The organism is Micromonospora sp. NBC_00821, assembly GCF_036347035.1.
Lineage (GTDB): Bacteria > Actinomycetota > Actinomycetes > Mycobacteriales > Micromonosporaceae > Micromonospora > Micromonospora hortensis.
In genome coordinates this window covers 5,246,198-5,262,671 of the sequence record NZ_CP108880.1, presented here as the reverse complement: position 1 = coordinate 5,262,671, position 16,474 = coordinate 5,246,198, and the positions used below count along the sequence as shown (strand labels likewise).

Annotated in this window: 17 protein-coding genes; 8 read left to right on the top strand and 9 right to left on the bottom strand. The window is 73.5% G+C overall.

Annotated features, from left to right (window positions below; translation table 11 throughout):
- Positions 1-63 precede the first annotated feature (63 nt).
- Complete coding sequence (locus tag OHB44_RS23880; RefSeq protein WP_330438348.1) at positions 64-1,152, top strand: phosphatase PAP2 family protein; 1,089 nt, start codon at positions 64-66, stop codon at positions 1,150-1,152.
- A gap of 237 nt (positions 1,153-1,389) precedes the next feature.
- Here OHB44_RS23880 and OHB44_RS23875 read toward each other — a convergent pair whose 3' ends face one another.
- The 3 genes from OHB44_RS23875 to OHB44_RS23865 form a co-directional block, all read right to left on the bottom strand.
- Positions 1,390-2,901, bottom strand: coding sequence for a PH domain-containing protein (locus OHB44_RS23875; protein WP_330438347.1), 1,512 nt, complete (start codon positions 2,899-2,901; stop codon positions 1,390-1,392).
- 43 nt (positions 2,902-2,944) lie between these two features.
- Complete coding sequence (locus tag OHB44_RS23870) at positions 2,945-3,478, bottom strand: PH domain-containing protein (RefSeq protein ID WP_266305305.1); 534 nt, start codon at positions 3,476-3,478, stop codon at positions 2,945-2,947.
- A gap of 242 nt (positions 3,479-3,720) precedes the next feature.
- Entirely contained in the window at positions 3,721-3,951 is a 231-nt protein-coding gene (locus OHB44_RS23865; RefSeq protein ID WP_238682628.1) for a hypothetical protein, read from the bottom strand.
- A gap of 241 nt (positions 3,952-4,192) precedes the next feature.
- On the opposite strand from OHB44_RS23865, the gene OHB44_RS23860 reads away from it, so the two are divergent.
- Genes OHB44_RS23860 through OHB44_RS23850 form a run of 3 tightly spaced genes read left to right on the top strand, consistent with a single transcriptional unit; the run spans position 4,193 to position 7,217 of the window.
- Positions 4,193-5,290 (top strand): AAA family ATPase, encoded by a 1,098-nt coding sequence (locus tag OHB44_RS23860; RefSeq protein ID WP_196924350.1) that lies wholly within the window; start codon positions 4,193-4,195, stop codon positions 5,288-5,290.
- Entirely contained in the window at positions 5,269-6,270 is a 1,002-nt protein-coding gene (locus OHB44_RS23855; protein ID WP_266305306.1) for a DUF58 domain-containing protein, read from the top strand. Before OHB44_RS23860 ends, OHB44_RS23855 begins: the two co-directional genes overlap by 22 nt.
- Positions 6,267-7,217 carry a VWA domain-containing protein gene (locus OHB44_RS23850; RefSeq protein WP_091403838.1) on the top strand — a complete coding sequence of 317 codons (951 nt, stop codon included), beginning with the start codon at positions 6,267-6,269 and terminating at the stop codon, positions 7,215-7,217. Before OHB44_RS23855 ends, OHB44_RS23850 begins: the two co-directional genes overlap by 4 nt.
- 92 nt (positions 7,218-7,309) lie before the next feature.
- On the opposite strand, the gene OHB44_RS23845 is transcribed toward OHB44_RS23850, so the two are convergent.
- From OHB44_RS23845 to OHB44_RS23825, 5 genes are all read right to left on the bottom strand, one after another.
- Positions 7,310-7,525 (bottom strand): hypothetical protein, encoded by a 216-nt coding sequence (locus OHB44_RS23845; RefSeq protein ID WP_196925116.1) that lies wholly within the window; start codon positions 7,523-7,525, stop codon positions 7,310-7,312.
- Positions 7,526-7,587: 62 nt separating this feature from the next.
- Positions 7,588-8,853 carry an acyltransferase family protein gene (locus OHB44_RS23840; RefSeq protein ID WP_266304989.1) on the bottom strand — a complete coding sequence of 422 codons (1,266 nt, stop codon included), beginning with the start codon at positions 8,851-8,853 and terminating at the stop codon, positions 7,588-7,590.
- Positions 8,850-9,755 (bottom strand): alpha/beta hydrolase, encoded by a 906-nt coding sequence (locus OHB44_RS23835; RefSeq protein ID WP_330438346.1) that lies wholly within the window; start codon positions 9,753-9,755, stop codon positions 8,850-8,852. Before OHB44_RS23835 ends, OHB44_RS23840 begins: the two co-directional genes overlap by 4 nt.
- 99 nt (positions 9,756-9,854) lie before the next feature.
- A complete protein-coding gene (locus OHB44_RS23830) occupies positions 9,855-10,517 on the bottom strand; it encodes a response regulator transcription factor (protein WP_330438345.1) in 663 nt (220 codons plus the stop codon).
- Entirely contained in the window at positions 10,514-11,743 is a 1,230-nt protein-coding gene (locus OHB44_RS23825) for a sensor histidine kinase (RefSeq protein ID WP_266304991.1), read from the bottom strand. The genes OHB44_RS23830 and OHB44_RS23825 overlap by 4 nt, the downstream gene beginning before the upstream one ends.
- 155 nt (positions 11,744-11,898) lie before the next feature.
- Between OHB44_RS23825 and fabG the strand changes: the two genes are divergently transcribed.
- The 4 genes from fabG (at position 11,899) to OHB44_RS23805 (ending at position 15,322) form a co-directional block, all read left to right on the top strand.
- Positions 11,899-12,603, top strand: a complete 705-nt coding sequence (gene fabG, locus OHB44_RS23820) for a 3-oxoacyl-ACP reductase FabG (RefSeq protein ID WP_238682624.1) — start codon at positions 11,899-11,901, stop codon at positions 12,601-12,603.
- Positions 12,604-12,630: 27 nt separating this feature from the next.
- On the top strand, positions 12,631-13,398 hold the full coding sequence (fabI, locus tag OHB44_RS23815; RefSeq protein WP_330438344.1) for an enoyl-ACP reductase FabI: 768 nt from the start codon (positions 12,631-12,633) through the stop codon (positions 13,396-13,398).
- A gap of 100 nt (positions 13,399-13,498) precedes the next feature.
- Entirely contained in the window at positions 13,499-14,527 is a 1,029-nt protein-coding gene (locus OHB44_RS23810; RefSeq protein ID WP_330438343.1) for a ferrochelatase, read from the top strand.
- 15 nt (positions 14,528-14,542) lie between these two features.
- Positions 14,543-15,322 (top strand): HAD-IIA family hydrolase, encoded by a 780-nt coding sequence (locus OHB44_RS23805; protein ID WP_091403868.1) that lies wholly within the window; start codon positions 14,543-14,545, stop codon positions 15,320-15,322.
- Positions 15,323-15,606: 284 nt separating this feature from the next.
- On the opposite strand, the gene OHB44_RS23800 is transcribed toward OHB44_RS23805, so the two are convergent.
- On the bottom strand, positions 15,607-16,401 hold the full coding sequence (locus OHB44_RS23800; protein WP_091403871.1) for a hypothetical protein: 795 nt from the start codon (positions 16,399-16,401) through the stop codon (positions 15,607-15,609).
- Between the last annotated feature and the right edge of the window lie 73 nt (positions 16,402-16,474).

Sequence of the window (16,474 nt, the reverse complement as noted above, 5' to 3'; positions counted from 1 at the left end):
CCCCGACGTGCAACGGGTGGTCCCCGTCCGTCGATGCCGTACCCGTCGTTAACCTTGACCCCGATGGCCGTCGTGACTGACCCCCAGCCCCCCGCCCGGACCGACCCGCCCGCGTCCCCGGACGGGGGTCGTCGGCGCGTCGTCGCCATGACCGTCTGGGCGGTCGCCTTCGTCGGTGCGTGGCTGGGCATCGGGCTGCCCACCGATCCCGCGTACGCCTTCGTCTGGATCTGGCTCGCGACCATCGCCTGGAACAGCGAACGGCCGTGGCGTAGCCACCTGCGCTTCGCCCGGGACTGGGTGCCGGTGGTGCTGCTGTTCGTGATCTACAACCTCTCGCGCGGGTTCGCCGACAACGGGGCCACGCCGCACGCGATGGAGTTGATCGTCGCCGACCGGTTCATGTTCGGCTGGGCCACCGGGGGTGAGGTGCCCACCGTCTGGTTGCAGCAGCACTTCTACCACCCGCAGGTGCACTGGTGGGATGTCGCCGCGAGCTGGGTGTACTTCTCCCACTTCGTGGTGGCGCTGGCCGCCGCCGCTGTGCTCTGGCTGCGCGACCGGCACCGGTGGGCCGCGTACATGAGGCGGTGGGGTTTCCTCTGCGCGGCCGGCCTGGTGACCTACTTCATCTACCCGGCCGCCCCGCCCTGGTGGGCGGCGCAGAACGGCCTGCTCACCGAGGTCGCCCGGATCTCGACACGGGGTTGGAAGGCGTTCGGCATGCACGGCGCCGGAAACGTCCTCAACGCCGGTCAGATCGCCTCCAACCCGGTCGCCGCCATGCCGTCGCTGCACACGGCGTGGGCGTTGTTCGTGGTGTTGTTCTTCCTGACCGCCACCCGTCGTCGCTGGTGGCCGCTGCTGCTCGCGTACCCGCTGGCGATGACCTTCACCCTGGTCTACTCGGGTGAGCACTACGTGATTGACGTGCTGGTCGGCTGGGCCTACGTGGGGCTGACCTTCCTGGTGGTCGGTCTGGCGGAGCGCGGCTGGGCGGCCTGGCGGACCCGCCACCCGAGCGCCAAGGCGGCTCGGTCCACGGAGCAGCCCACCGACCCCGCCGACCCACCGCCCGGCCAACCCGAGCCCCCAACGCCACGGGAACCAGACACCACCACCACCCACCCCGCGGTCCCCGCCGACCACTGACCCCACCCCGGCCCCCGGGCTCCGGCCCCCGGGCTCCGGCCCCCGGGCTCCGGCCCCCGGGCTCCGGCCCTCGGGCTCCGACCCCCGGCCTCCGGCCCGTTGATCATGAAGTTATTGCCCTCCCGCGCGGCGTGTCGGGGCAACAACTTCATGATCAACGCAGGGAGGAGTGGGGGCGCACGGGGGAGTGGGGCGCACGGGGGGAGCGGGCGCGCGGGCGGGTGGGGTGGGTGGGGGTCAGGATTGGGTTCGGGCTTGGTGTGCTCTTTCGGTCAGGTCGGCCGCCAGGGCCCAGGCCTCTGCCAGGTCGCGGTCCTGGGCGGTGGCGCCGGAGCCCCCGGCGGTGTCCGCGTGGACGGTGGCCAACCCGAGACGGCGCTGGAGGGGTCCCTGGACCACTCGCACGCTCTGGATCCGGGCGTACGGCACGATCACCAACTGCCGGGTGAGCCGCCCGGACCGGGTGGCGAACACCCGCTCGAACAGCCCCGCGCCGAACGCGGTACGGCCCAGCGGGTGCAACCAACGGGTGCGGCGCGGCGGCGGGCTCAGCGTGAGCGTGTCGAGGCGTACCCCGGGAAGCACCTCGGCGACGATCATCGTCGCCGTCGGCAGGTCGCCGACCGGCAGCAGCCGATCGGGCCGGTTGCGGTCGTCGGCCTCCGCGACGGAGTAACCGGCCACCTCCAGCCGTAGCCGCAGCCAGCCCTTCATCCGCCACAGCAACGGCCAGGTGGCCCGCACGGTCTGCACCCGCTCCAGGGGCACGGTCTGCGCCCGCGTCTCCAGCAGGCCGTTGTGCACCCGCAGCGTGCCGCCGTCGCGGGCCAGCCGGAAGTTCCAGTCGTCGAGGACCCGGCGGATCGGTTGCAGCAGCACACCCGCCATCGCGGTCAGGGTGCTCGCCACCGCCACGAACGACCACGAACCGGCGGTGAGGAACTGCACCACGACGAAGGCCACACCGAACGGGAGCAGGAACGCCTGCGGGGTGAGTAGTTGGCTTATCAGCAGGTTCTGGTTGCGTACCGCGTGCAGTGGCCGGCCCGGCACGGCAGCCGGTGGCGCCGTCGCACCCGGGGCCACCGGGGTCGCCGCGTCGCCGGGCGCGGGCTGCTGCGCCACCCGCCCGGCCAGCGCCAGCAGGCGCTCGCGCAACAGTGCCGCGTCGGCCACCCCGAGGTACGCCAGTGGCGCCTCGGTCTTGCCGCCGCCGACCACTTCCAGGCGCAGCTCGGCCAGGCCGGTGAGCTGGGCGAGCAGCGGCCGGACCACCTCCACGGCCTGCAACCGTTCCAACGGGATGGCCCGGGTACGCCGCCAGAGCAGCCCCTCGTACACCCGTAGTTCCCGGCCGACGACGTGGTAGCCGGTGTTGTACCAGCTGATCACCGACAGCACTGTCGCGCCGAGCGCCAGCACCGCCACCATGGCGGCGAACCAGCCGAAGCCCACCCGGGACAGCGTCGACCAGGACAGCCCGGCGATCACCACGACCAGGGACTTGGCGCCGTGCAGCACCGGGCTGAGCGGGTGCAGTCGTTGCCGGGGCTCGCCCTCGCCGCCGCCCGGTGGTGCCGGCCACGGCGCGGGCGTGCCGGGCGGCACCGGCCCACCAGGCGCCACGCCGGTCGGCACCGGCCCAGGCGCTGCCGCGCCAGCGAATGCCGAGTCAGCGGGCAGCGCCGGCCCCGGTGGCGTCGGGCCGGTGGGTGGCACGGTGCTCGGCTCGGCGGGCCCGTCGCTCATCGGAGCGGCCCTCGGCGCGGCCGGCGGCTGCCCGCGCGGGCGCTCACAGCCCCTCCGCCCGGTCCTCGCCGAGCGCTGTGAGTCGATCGCGCAGCCGAGACGCCTCCGCCGGACGCAGCCCGGGCACCCGGGCGTCGCTCGCCGCCGCCGCGGTGTGCAACTGCACGGTGGCCAGGTCGAAGGCGCGCTCCAACGGCCCGGCGCTCACGTCGACGAACTGCATCCGCGAGTACGGCACGATGGAGAGCCGGCGGACCAGCAGCCCGTGCCGGACCAGTAAATCGTTCTCCCGCTCGGCGTACCCCCAGGCGCGGACCGCGCGGACGATCGCGACGGCCCGCCACGCGCCGAGCACCAGCACGACGGCCACGGCGAGCCCGAACAACCAGTGACCGCTGAGCGCCCAGCCGACACCGGTCACCGCCAGCCCGACGGCGACCACGATCGCCAGCCGGATCAGCTCCACCCAGATCAGGTCCGTGGAGATCGGCTGCCAGGTGACAGTGTCCGGCCAGGGCTCCAACGGACCCCGACCAGCCGGCGCAGCCGTCAGCAGCGCGCCGGGGTCGGGCGGCAGGAGGCCGGGCGGGGGCAGGTCGGGAGCGCGGTGGTCGGCGGCTGGTGCCGGCCGGTGACCGGGCGGCAGCGCGCCCGGTGGCAGCGGGGCGGGCGTCGAGACATCCGGCGCGGTGGGCTCCGGGCCGAGCGTGCCGGGTGCCGGGAACGCGCCGGGCGGCGGGTCGACGCCGGGCGGTGCGGTGGCCGGGGTGGGCGGCCAGGACGGGGAGGTGGGGCCGGGGGAAGCCGGAGGGTCGCCGCTCACAGGTCGAGCGTAGGCGATCCGGGCACCGGAGTGACGGCACGCAGGAAGCCTCGAGCGTCGAGGAAGTCACCGAGGCTGCCCCGGTGGGAGTCGCAGGCCAACCAGGTCTTGCGCCGATCGGCGTCGTGCAGGCGGGGATTGTTCCACTCCAGCGCCCAAACGGCGGCGGACCGGCAGCCCCGGGCCGAACAGATCAGGGCCTCGTCGGTGGGGGAGGGGATGCTCATCCCGGCCAGTCTAGGGCGGCGGGATGGAAAGTTTGAGCGCCGGGCGACCACGGGGGGAGCCGCCCGGCGACGGGGTGAATCGTACACGCGGCGGGCCGGTCCGTGCACACCCGCGATGCGTGAATCGGCCGCTGGGGACGGCGCTGTCAAAATCGGCTTCTCCCCACCTCGACACTCAGCAAGGCGTGCGAGTCTTGATACCGCACGAGCCGCGACGACCGACAAACGCTGTGGAGGACCGGTGGCCCAGCCGACCATGCCCGACGCCCCGACGCCGAACGGAGCGGCACCTGCCCCGGTGACCACACCCGCGCAGGACGCCACCCTGCTGGAGAAGGGCCTGTTCGAGATCAAACGTGTGATCGTCGGGCAGGACCGGATGGTGGAGCGGATGTTCGTCGCGCTGCTCGCCCGCGGTCACTGCCTGCTCGAAGGCGTGCCCGGGGTGGCCAAGACCCTGGCGGTGGAGACCCTCGCCAAGGTCGTCGGTGGGTCCTTCGCCCGGGTCCAGTTCACCCCGGACCTGGTGCCCGCCGACATCATGGGCACCCGGATCTACCGGCAGTCGAGCGAGAAGTTCGACGTCGAGTTGGGCCCGGTCTTCGTCAACTTCCTGCTCGCCGACGAGATCAACCGGGCGCCGGCGAAGGTGCAGTCCGCGCTGCTGGAGGTCATGAGCGAGCGGCAGGTGTCCATCGGTGGGGAGAGCCACCGGGTGCCGGACCCGTTCCTGGTGATGGCCACCCAGAACCCGATCGAGCAGGAGGGTGTCTACCCGCTGCCAGAGGCGCAGCGGGACCGGTTCCTCATGAAGATCGTGGTGGGCTATCCGACCGACGCGGAGGAACGGGAGATCGTCTACCGGATGGGCGTGGCCGCGCCCGAGCCGACAGCGGTGTTCGACACCCCGGAGCTGATCGCCCTGCAACGCAAGGCGGACCAGGTCTTCGTCCACAACGCCCTGGTCGACTACGCGGTCCGCTTGGTGCTGGCCACCCGGGCCCCGGCCGAGCACGGCATGCCCGACGTCGCGCAACTGATCCAGTACGGGGCCAGCCCGCGTGCCTCGCTCGGTCTGGTCCGGGCCACCCGCGCCCTGGCGCTGCTGCGTGGGCGTGACTACGCGCTGCCGCAGGACGTGCAGGACATCGCACCGGACATCCTGCGGCACCGGTTGGTGCTCAGCTACGACGCGCTCGCCGACGACGTACCCGCCGACCACATCGTGCAGCGGGTGATGTCGACGATCCCGCTCCCGGCGGTCGCTCCCCGGCAGCAGGCCACCCCGCCGTCGATCGCGCCGCCGCCGGGCGCTGGCTGGCCCGGGCAGCGCCCGTGACCTCACCCACCCCTCGTCCGGCCCCCCTCGGCGACCGTAGCGAGGCCGTGTTGTCCCGGCTTCAGCTGCTCGTCACCCGTAAGCTCGACGGTCTGCTGCAGGGCGACTACGCCGGCCTGCTGCCCGGACCGGGCAGTGAGGCGGGTGAGTCCCGGGAGTACCGCCCCGGCGACGACGTGCGCCGGATGGACTGGCCGGTCACGGCCCGGACCACCACACCGCACGTGCGGCGTACGGTCGCCGACCGGGAGCTGGAGACCTGGCTCGCGCTGGACCTCTCCGCCAGCCTCGACTTCGGGACCGGTCAGTGGCTCAAGCGGGAGGTAGTGGTGGCCGCCGCGGCCGCCATCACCCACCTGACAGTGCGCGGGGGCAACCGGATCGGCGCCGTGATCGGTACCGGTGGCGGGGCGTCCGCGCCGGCGCGACGGTGGCGGGGCGGACCACCGTCGGCCGGCCCCGGGGTGCTCACCCGGCTGCCGGCCCGCTCCGGGCGCAAGGAGGCGCAGGGCCTGCTGCGTGCCGTCGCCGGCACCGCCATCCAGCCCGGCCGTGGTGATCTGGGCGCCCTGATCGAGATGCTCAACCGTCCGCCCCGTCGTCGTGGGGTGGCAGTGGTGGTCTCGGACTTCCTCGCGCCGGCCGAGCAGTGGGCGCGGCCGATGCGCAAGCTGCGCGTCCGCCACGACGTGCTGGCGATCGAGGTGGTCGATCCGCGTGAGCTGGAGCTGCCCGACGTGGGCGTGTTGCCGGTGGTCGACCCGGAGAGCGGTGAGCTGCACGAGGTGCAGACCGCCGACCCGCGGCTGCGGCAGCGCTACGCCGAGGCCGCCACCGCCCAACGGGCCGCTATCGCCGCCGCCCTGCGGGGCGCTGGCGCGGCCCACCTGCGTCTGCGTACCGACCGAGACTGGCTGCTGGACATGGTGCGATTCGTGGCCGCGCAGCGGCACGCGCGTACCAGGGGGACGACACGATGATCCGTTTTCTGCAACCGTGGTGGCTGCTGGCTGTGCTGCCGGTCTTCGCCCTCGCCGCGTTCTACGTCTGGCGGCAGTTGCACCGTCGGGCGTATGCGATGCGGTTCACCAATGTGGACCTGCTGCGTACTGTCGCGCCGAAGGGCCTGGGCTGGCGTCGGCACGTCCCGGCGACCGCGTTCCTGCTCTGCCTGCTGGTGCTGGCCACCGCGCTGGCCCGTCCCGCCGTGGACACCAAGGAGCCGCTGGAGCGGGCCACAGTGATGCTCGCCATCGACGTGTCGTTGTCGATGCAGGCCGACGATGTGGCGCCGAATCGGCTGGAGGCGGCCCAGGAGGCGGCCAAGCAGTTCGTCAGTGAGCTGCCGGAGAGCTACAACCTGGGTCTCGTGTCGTTCGCCAAGGCGGCCAACGTGCTGGTGCCGCCGGGCAAGGACCGGGACGCGGTGACCAGCGCCATCGACGGGCTGGTGCTGGCCGAGGCGACAGCGACCGGTGAGGCGGTGTTCACCTGCCTGGAGGCGATCCGGTCGGTGCCGACCGATGGCGCGGCGGGCATTCCGCCGGCACGGATCGTGCTGCTCTCCGACGGCTTCCGGACCTCCGGTCGGGCGGTGGAGGAGGCGGCGGCAGCCGCGCAGGCAGCGAACGTTCCGGTCTCCACCATCGCCTTTGGCACCGACACCGGCCAGGTCGACATCGGCGGGCAGTTGCAGCGGGTGCCGGTGGACCGGTTGGCCCTCGCCGAGCTGGCCGAGACCACCGAGGGTTACTTCTACGAGGCGGCCTCGGTGAGCGAGCTGAAGCAGGTCTACCAGGACATGGGCAGCTCGATCGGGTTCCGCACCGAGCCGCGGGAGGTGACCCAGTGGTACGCCGGGGTGGCGTTGCTGCTGGCGCTCTGCGCGGGCGCGTTCAGTCTGCTCTGGTCGTCCCGGATGTTGTGAACCGGTGCGCCGGCGGCGGGCGACGACCGCCGCCGGCACCAGCACGAGGCAGCGTCAGCCAGCGGTCGGCGACCGCGGACGGCCCGGAGCGGTCAGTGACCGCCACCGGCGAGCACGAAGACGATGGCCACCCAGACGGCGGCGAGGGTGAAGCCCAGCGGGGCGACGTAGCGGCTCATGACGGCTCCGGGTGGCGGCTGGACGGTCCGCGTGCGGGGGCGGACCGCAGGGGGTGGGGACGCGCACACGAAGTCGTGACCGGGCGGCTCCCGGCGACCGCCCGGGATCGGGCGGCGCGGCACACTCACCTCGGCAGGCGCCGAGGTGGTGGGGAGCGGAGCGGGGTCAGCTCACCAGACTGAGTCGTGGCTCAGCGGGACTGACCATCGGCCCGGCCACGACTGGGAGGATCGCTATCTCGCACAGCGATCACCTCCTGCAAGTCGGGCGGGCCGGAACGTCGATGATCGTACACCTGCGGTGCCGACGGAACGCACTCGGCCGACCGGCTGGCGACCCCTCCACCGCCCGGTTGGCGACGCCGCTCGCCACCAGCACGTACGCCTTCGGGTGACGAGCGCGGCTGCCCCACCCGCACCACACTGACCAGCACCACGGCGAGCAGCGGCAGCCAGCAGCAGCGCGCCAGCACCCACCCCGGGCCGTCCGGGGCGGTGTGCAGACCGGGCACTGCCAGCCCGCCGCGGGCGGTGAGCGCTGTCACCGCCACCAGTACCGGCTGGTGCCACAGGTAGATCCGGACGGCGGAGCGGTTCACATCGGTCACCGCCCGGCCCGGCAGCGGCCGGGTCAGCAGCCGGTGCAGTGCCGGCCGGGCGAGCAGTCCCAGCCCGACCTGGGTCACCGCCAGCGCCACGACCAGCAGCGACGGTGGATTCAGGTTGGACACCCCGGCCCCGGGCACGCCGACCGCGCTCACCGGGTAGCCCAGCGCCAGCAGCGCCGCCAGCGCGACCGCCCCACCGGCCGCCAACGTGCCGCCCGCCCGCCGGCCGTCCAGCCGCCCGTCGGCGTGCGCCACACCCAGCAGGTACGGCACCGACCAGGCCGCCAGTACGGTGACCGGGGGCAGGTCGGTGCCGGCCGGCAGCAGCCGGACGGCCAGGTCGACAGCGGCCACCACGACCACCGCCGGCGCCCCGCACCGCGCCACCCCCCACCGGCGTACGGCGACGCGCAGCGGGCCGGTCAGCGCGACCAGGACCACCAGCGGTAGCAGGAACCACAGCGGGCTGACCGCCAGCCGCAGCGCGACGGCGAGCGTGTCGTCCGAGGTGCCGACGACTGTGGCGGCGAGCAGCACCGCGGCACCGACACCGAGCAGCGCCACGGTGGGCAGCAGCAGCCGGCGCAGCCGCCCGGCCAGCCAACCGCCCGCGCCGCCGGGGTAGCGGGCCAGCGACCGGGTCGAGCCGAACCCGGCGGTGAAGAAGAACAACCCGAGCGTCTGCAACACCCAGGTCACCGGGGCCAGGTCGGGCAGAGCGGTCAGCGGACTCGCCTGGTGCAGCCCGCCGTCTCCGGCCAGCACCAACCCGGTGACCAGCCAGTGCCCCAGCACCACACCGCCGATGGCGTACGCCCGCAGCGCGTCGACGGCACGGTCCCGGCTCACCGGGCGTCCCCGATCCGGTCGGTGTCGACGCCGCCCAGCACGACCGCCGCCACCGCTACCAGCGCGGAGCTGCCCGGCGCGAGGTAGCCGTCGTGTCCCGCCACCCCACCCACCGGCAGCGCTCGGGCGCCGAACGCCGGATCGCCGGGTCGCCGGCCGAAACCCAGGCCGGGCAGCCGCACCGGCGGTACCCGACGGATCCAGTCGGTCGGCGCCTCGGCCGCCCAGAACCGGCGTCCGCCGGGCAGGTCGTCGGCGCGCTGCACCCCGGCGCCGACGCCGCCGAGGCTGACCACGTCGGTGACCTGGGTCGGGGCGTCCGCCGCCGCCAGCGACACCACCAGCGACCCGTAGCTGTGCCCGACCAGGGTGATCGTCGCCGCCGGACGCCGCCCGGCCAACTCCCTCAGCAGCGTGGCCAGCCCGGCCGCGCCACGCCGGGCGCTGACGCCGCCGGCGGCGGTGAACACCCCGTCGGGCGGGTCGTAGCCGAGCCAGGCCAGCACCGCGACCCGCGCCGCCGGGTCGGTCGCCAGCAGTTCCCGGTAGAGCTGCCCAGCCTGCACCGCCGGCGCCCGCCGGGCCACCCCGCCCAACCCCCTGTCGAAGTCGGCGAGGGTGCTGCCGACCCCCGGCACCAGCACCGCGATCCGGTCCGCGTCGGCGAGGTCGCCGAAAACCTCGACAGCGCGGCCGTCACCGCGCTCGTCGAACAGCAGGAACCGGCGTCCGTCGGCAGCCCAGTCCGCGTACGGGGGGCCGGCCGCGCGCATCGCCGCCGCCATCACCGGGTACGCCTCGACGAACCCGGCCGCCGTGGCCGGCTCGGGTCGGGTCGGCAGAACCAGGTTCACGCCGAGCAGCGCGGCCATCGCCACCCGGCTGGCACCTCGTCGTCGCATCACGGTCTCCCTCCGGAATGTCGTCCGGAGGGAGAGTGCGCCCAGGGGCGGGGCCCGGTCGTCAGCCCGCAGAGCCGTTGCCGGGCTGGCTCCACGGGGCTACTCGCCGGCGGCCACCAGACCCGTCTCGTACGCCAGCACCACTGCCTGGGCCCGGTCGCGCAGACTCAACTTGGCCAGGATCCGCCCGACGTGCGTCTTCACTGTCTGCTCGGCCACCACCAGGTCACCAGCGATCTCCGCGTTGTTGCGGCCCCGGGCGATCAACCGCAGCACCTCGGTCTCGCGCGGGGTGAGCCCGGCCAGGTCGGTGGGGCGCGGGCGGCGGCGGTCCGGACGGTTCGCGAACTCGGCGATCAGCCGGCGGGTGACCCCCGGGGCGAGCAGCGCGTCGCCGGCCGCCACCACCCGCACCGCCTGCACCAGGTCGGCCGCCGGGGCGTCCTTGAGCAGGAACCCGCTGGCCCCGGCGCGCAACGCCTCGTACACGTAGTCGTCCAGGTCGAAGGTGGTGAGGATGAGCACCCGGGGTCGCTGCGTCGACCGGTCACCGAGCAGCTTGCGGGTGGCCTCCAGCCCGTCCATGACCGGCATCCGCACGTCCATCAGCACCACGTCCGGGTCGAGGTGGCGGGCGGCGGCCACCGCCTGCGCGCCGTCGGCGGCGTCCCCCACCACCAGCAGATCCGGTTGGGCGGCGAGCAGCGCGCCGAAACCCTGCCGGACCATCGCCTGGTCGTCGGCGATCAGCACCCGGATCATCGGTCCCCGCCCTCCGCGTCGTACGGCAACTCGGCCGCCACCGCGTAACCCCCGTCGGGCAGCGGCCCGGCGGTGAACGTACCGCCCAGCGAGGTGGCCCGCTCCCGCATGCCGGTCAGCCCGTGCCCGGAGCCGCCGTCGGCGGTCGGTCGGACGTCGGCCGGGGAGTTTTCGACGCGTACCCCCAGACCGGACCGGCCGGCGCGGACGGTGACCCGCACCGCGGCGCCGGCCGCGTGGCGGGCCGCGTTGGCCAGGCCCTCCTGCACGATGCGGTACGCGGCCAGTCCGACCGGCGCGGGCACCCGGTCGTCGTCCACCGGCTCGGCGTCCACTGTGACCGGCAGCCCGGCCCGGCGTGCCGCGTCCACCATCGCGCCCAGGTCGGTCAGGTCCGGCTGCGGCGCGGTCTGCGGCCCGCTCGTCTCGCTGCGCAGCACCCCCAGTAGCCGCCGCATGTCGGTGAGCGCGTCGCGGGCCGACGCGGCGATGGCGACGAACTCCGCGGCTGCCGGGGCCGGCACGTCCGTCAGCCGGTACGGGGCGGTTTCCGCCTGCACCGCGATGAGCGACATGTGGTGGGCCACCACGTCGTGCAGCTCCCGGGCGATTCGGGTGCGTTCCTCCAGCACCGCGCGGCGCTCCTGCTCCCGTTCGCTCAGCTCGGCCTGCGCGTCGAGGGCGTGCCGGGACAGCCGGTTGCGCCGGATCAGGTCGCCGACGATCGCCAGCGCGCCGACCAGCAGCAGAACGGGGACCCGGTTGTCGGGGTGGACCAGGGTGAGCACCGGCACGGTGCTGATCGCCACCACCCAGACCAGCACCGGTCGATCGACCCGTGCGACGACCACCGCCAGCACCGCGACCGACCCGAGCGCCAGCGGCGGGGTCCACGGCCAGGCCTGGTCGTCCGGGGCGTTGAACGTGCAGACCAGCAGGGCCAGCACCGTCAGCCGCCAGGCCAGCAGTGGACGCCGGGGCAGCGCCAGCAGCGGCGCCACCGTCATCGCCGCGAACAGCAGCGCGATCGGTGGCGGCAGGCCCCAGTCGCTCTCCACCGTCAACGTGATCAGGAAGAGGCCGAGCGCGGCGAGCAGGCCGGCCGGCGCGGCGTAGCGGGCCGGCCCGGGCCAACGCGCCAGCAGCGGCCGTTCGGGCCGGACGTCGGGCCCGAGCACTGTCTGCCGCAGGGCCCGCACTGCCACCGCGATCGGATGCCGGTTCACCATCCGCAGGCTACGGGCCCACCCCGCCACGAGGCGTGCCACCAGGGGTTGATCCCGGTGTCGTACCCCAGTGTGACGCGACTCCCGTTAGCGCTTACCTGCCGGTAACGCCTAGGCTCCGACGCGTCCGTGCTGACCATTCGCAAGGGGGAACAGTGGCCCGTACCGTGCTGGTGACCGGGGGCAACCGGGGAATCGGCCTGGCCATCGCGCAGGCCTTCGCCAAGCAGGGCGACCGGGTGGCGGTCACCCACCGCAGCGGCGAGGCGCCCGACGGGCTGTTCGGCGTCCGCGCCGACGTCACCGACGCCGCCTCGATCGACGCCGCGTTCGCCGCCGTCGAGGCCGAGCTGGGTCCGGTCGAGGTGCTGGTCGCCAACGCCGGCATGACCGCCGACACGCTGCTGCTGCGCATGACCGAGGAGCAGTTCACCGACGTGGTGAACACCAACCTCACCGGCGCGTTCCGGGTCGCGAAGCGGGCGTCCGGCAAGATGCTCCGCGCCAAGTGGGGCCGGATGATCTTCATCTCCTCGGTGGTCGGCCTCGCCGGTGGCGCCGGGCAGGTCAACTACGCCGCCAGCAAGGCCGGCCTTGTCGGCGTCGCCCGCTCGATCACCCGGGAGCTGGGCAGCCGCAACATCACCGCGAACGTGGTGGCGCCCGGCTTCATCGACACCGACATGACCGCCGGCCTCACCGGCGACCGCAAGGCGGAGATCCTCAAGTCCATCCCGGCGGGCCGGATGGCCAGCCCGGACGAGGTCGCCGCCGTGGTCACCTGGCTGGCCTCGGACAGCGCCGGGTACGTCTCCGGCGCCGTCATCCCGGTCGACGGCGGCCTCGGCATGGGCCACTAACCCTTTTGACTACGGAGGAAATCAGCGATGTCCGGACTGCTCGCCGGTAAGCGACTGCTCGTCACCGGTGTCATCACCGACGCCTCGATCGCCTTCTCGGTGGCGAAGCTCGCTCAGGAAAATGGCGCGCAGGTCGTGCTCACCGGCTACGGCCGGCTCTCCCTGGTCGAGCGGATCGCCAAGCGGCTGCCCGAGCCGGCGCCGGTCATCGAGGTGGACGTCACCAACACCGAGCATCTGGCCGGCCTCGCCGACCGGGTACGCGAGCACGTCGACGGCCTCGACGGTGTCGTGCACTCGATCGGCTTCGCCCCGCAGAGCTGCCTCGGCGGCGGCTTCCTCGACGCGCCCTGGGAGGACGTGGCGACCGCCCTGCACGTCTCCACCTTCTCGTACAAGTCGCTGGCCATGGCGGCGCTGCCGCTGATGTCGCCCGGCGGCGCGGTGGTCGGCCTGACCTTCGACGGGACGAAGGCGTGGCCGGTCTACGACTGGATGGGCGTGGCCAAGGCCGGCCTGGAGTCCGCGTCCCGCTACCTCGCCATGCACCTGGGCAAGCAGGGCATCCGCAGCAACCTGGTCGCCGCCGGGCCGCTGCGCACCATCGCCGCGAAGTCGATCCCCGGCTTCGACCAGTTCGAGGAAGCCTGGGCCGAGCGTGCCCCGCTGGGCTGGAGCCTCACCGACCAGGAGCCCGCCGCGCGGGCCTGCCTGGCGCTGCTCTCCGACTGGTTCCCGGCCACCACCGGCGAGATCGTCCACGTCGACGGCGGCTACCACGCCATCGGCTCCTGACGCTGTGCCGTGACGCTCCCTGGTCACCGTCCGCGTGATCTACGCATCCGGACCAGGGGGCGTCGCCGGGACGTCCCGGCCGAGGGGCAAGAATGACCCCATGTCGTACGACGCGGTGGTGCTGGTGTCCTTCGGCGGTCCCGAGCGGCCCGAGGACGTGATGCCGTTTCTGCAGAACGTGACCCGGGGCCGGGGTGTGCCTCCCGAACGACTGGTCGAGGTCGCCGAGCACTACCAGCACTTCGGTGGGGTGTCCCCGATCAACCAGCAGTGCCGTGACCTGCTGGCCGCCGTCCGCGCCGACTTCGACGCGCACGGTGTCGACCTGCCCATCTACTGGGGCAACCGCAACTGGGACCCGATGCTCGCCGACACCGTGACCCAGATGCGCGACGACGGGATCACCCGGGCGTTGGCCTTCGTCACCAGCGCCTACGGCGGCTACTCGTCCTGCCGGCAGTACCAGGAGGACATCGCCGCAGCCCGTGCCGCGGTCGGCCCGGACGCCCCGGTGATCGAGAAGCTGCGTCAGTTCTGGGACCACCCCGGCTTCGTCGAGCCGCACGTCGACGCCGTCCGGGCGGCGCTGGGCCAGCTCGACCCGGCGAAGCGGGACACCACCAGGCTGGTCTTCACCGCCCACTCCATCCCCACCTCGATGGCGGCGAACGCCGGCCCGCACGGCGGCCGGTACGAGGCGCAGCTACACGAGACCGCCCGGCTCGTCGCCGCGGCCGCCGCACCCGACCTGGCGTACGACCTGGTCTGGCAGAGCCGCTCCGGCCCGCCGCAGGTGCCGTGGCTGGAACCGGACATCAACGACCACCTGACCGCCCTCGCGCAGGGCGGCACCACCGGTGTGGTGGTCAGCCCGATCGGGTTCGTCTCCGATCACCTGGAGGTCGTGTGGGACCTGGACACCGAAGCGCTGGAGACGGCGAAGCAGCTCGGCCTGGACTTCGTCCGGGCCGGCACGCCGGGCACCGACCCGCGCTTCGTGACCATGGTGCGTGAGCTGGTCACCGAGCGGACCGACCCGGACGGCGCGCAGCTGCGCCGCCGCCTGGGCGAGCTGCCCATGTGGGACACCTGCCCCACCGTCTGTTGCGTGCCGACCCGTCGCCCCTGACCTCTGAGGATCATCATGCATGACCGTAAGCCCGTACAGAGTTGGCTGACCGACATGGACGGCGTGCTGGTGCACGAGGGCCAGCCGGTGCCCGGCGCGCCGGAGTTCATCAACCGGATGCGCGCCTCCGGCAAGCCGTTCCTGGTGCTGACCAACAACTCGATCTACACACCTCGGGACCTGACGGCCCGGCTCAGCCGGATGGGGCTGGACGTGCCGGAGGAGTCGATCTGGTCCTCCGCCCTGGCCACCGGCCAGTTCCTCGCCGACCAGCGGCCGGGTGGCACCGCGTACGTCATCGGTGAGGCCGGGCTGACCACGGCGCTGCACGCCGTCGGTTACGTGCTGACCGACTTCGCCCCCGACTACGTGGTGCTCGGCGAGACCCGCACCTACAGCTTCGAGGCGATCACCAAGGCCGTCCGCCTGATCAACGACGGCGCCCGGTTCATCTGCACCAACCCCGACGTGACCGGCCCGTCCGTGGAGGGCGCGCTACCCGCCGCCGGCTCGGTAGCCGCCATGATCTCCAAGGCGACAGGGGTCGAACCGTACTTCGTCGGCAAGCCCAACCCGATGATGATGCGCTCGGCGCTGAACACCATCAACGCGCACTCGGAGAGCACCGCGATGATCGGTGACCGGATGGACACCGACATCCTGTGCGGCCTGGAGGCTGGGCTGGAGACGATCCTGGTGCTCACCGGGATCAGCAGCCGCACCGAGGCGGAGCGCTACCCGTACCGCCCGTCGCGGATCATCAACTCGGTGGCGGACCTGCTCGACGAGATCTGACCAGCCCCGGTCGCCCCTCGTCCCTCGGCCCGCCGCGCGGCCGTGTGGTGCCGGCGCTGGTCGGGGCGGCGCTGGTCGGGCGGCGCTTGCTTGATCGTGCCGCGCTGGCGCTGATGGTCGTGCCGCGCTGGCGATGATGATCGTGCTGTAACCAGGATGTAGTGGTCACCGTTCCGTAGGAGGCCACTACATCCTGGATCGAGCACGATCATGGGCGGCGGGGCGGTGCCGTGGCGCTCGTGGCGGTGCCGTGGCGCTTGTGGCGGTGCCGTGGCGCGGTCTGGTCAGGGGCGCAGGGGGGCGTTGCAGGCGGCCACCAGCGCCTGTCGGCAGGCTGCGGTGAGTGGCCGTAGTGCCGCGTCCCGTTGCTGCGCCTCGTAGTTGTTGATCGCGCCGCCCGGGGCGGCGTGCCCGGCCAACGCCAGCACCCGGTCGAGCACCGCGGCCCGGGCGAAGAGCCGGCGGGCCCGCGGGTCGAAGCCCGGTGGGAGGTCGGTGGTGCCGTCCGGGCGGCGGAGCGCGGCCAGCGCGCCGGCCAGCTCGGGCCGCCACTGGGCGACGTCGAGGCGGGTCAGCACGGCGGTCGTCTCGGCCAGCGCGGCGGCCAACTCGGCCTCCGCCTCGGCGGCGCCGGGCAACGAGAGTGACGCGGCGGCGGCGTTGGCCGGCAGCGGGTAGACCCGCCAGAGCACCGTCTCGAAACAGTCCCCGGAGCCGGAGGTGTGCAGCCGCACCTGGGGGATCAACCCGAGCCCGCCGGCGACCACCGCCTCGCCAGTGACCAGCGCCGCACCGGCGAAGTCGCCGGGGCCGGGCAAACCCCTCGGGTCGCCCGGCGCGGGCAGCACCAGGCGGATCTCGTCCGGGGAGAGTTTGGCCAGGGTGGGCAGCGCGGCGCCCAGCGGCACGTCGGTCCAGGTGCCCGGGGCGTCCGCAACGAGGTGTTCCTCGTCGCCGGCGATGGCGTCGGCGACCTCGTCGTAGGGCACCAACCCGGCGCGCCACGCGCGCACCCAGGCAACGAACCGGCTGGACCGGCGCGGCGCGAGTGTGGCCGCGCCCGTTGCGGGGGTGGACATGCCGAAAGGGTACGTGGTCACGACCGGCCCTGTCTCGGCTGCCGCTCCGGTCGCCCGGCCTGCCCCCAACTGC

Coding starts and splice junctions, on each gene's coding strand:
- OHB44_RS23850 (WP_091403838.1), top strand. CDS start 6,267: ATGATCCGTTTTCTGCAACCGTGGTGGCTGCTGGCTGTGCTGCCGGTC.
- OHB44_RS23880 (WP_330438348.1), top strand. CDS start 64: ATGGCCGTCGTGACTGACCCCCAGCCCCCCGCCCGGACCGACCCGCCC.
- OHB44_RS23810 (WP_330438343.1), top strand. CDS start 13,499: ATGTCGTACGACGCGGTGGTGCTGGTGTCCTTCGGCGGTCCCGAGCGG.
- fabI (WP_330438344.1), top strand. CDS start 12,631: ATGTCCGGACTGCTCGCCGGTAAGCGACTGCTCGTCACCGGTGTCATC.
- OHB44_RS23800 (WP_091403871.1), bottom strand. CDS start 16,401: ATGTCCACCCCCGCAACGGGCGCGGCCACACTCGCGCCGCGCCGGTCC.
- OHB44_RS23835 (WP_330438346.1), bottom strand. CDS start 9,755: ATGCGACGACGAGGTGCCAGCCGGGTGGCGATGGCCGCGCTGCTCGGC.
- OHB44_RS23865 (WP_238682628.1), bottom strand. CDS start 3,951: ATGAGCATCCCCTCCCCCACCGACGAGGCCCTGATCTGTTCGGCCCGG.
- OHB44_RS23805 (WP_091403868.1), top strand. CDS start 14,543: ATGCATGACCGTAAGCCCGTACAGAGTTGGCTGACCGACATGGACGGC.
- OHB44_RS23830 (WP_330438345.1), bottom strand. CDS start 10,517: ATGATCCGGGTGCTGATCGCCGACGACCAGGCGATGGTCCGGCAGGGT.
- OHB44_RS23875 (WP_330438347.1), bottom strand. CDS start 2,901: ATGAGCGACGGGCCCGCCGAGCCGAGCACCGTGCCACCCACCGGCCCG.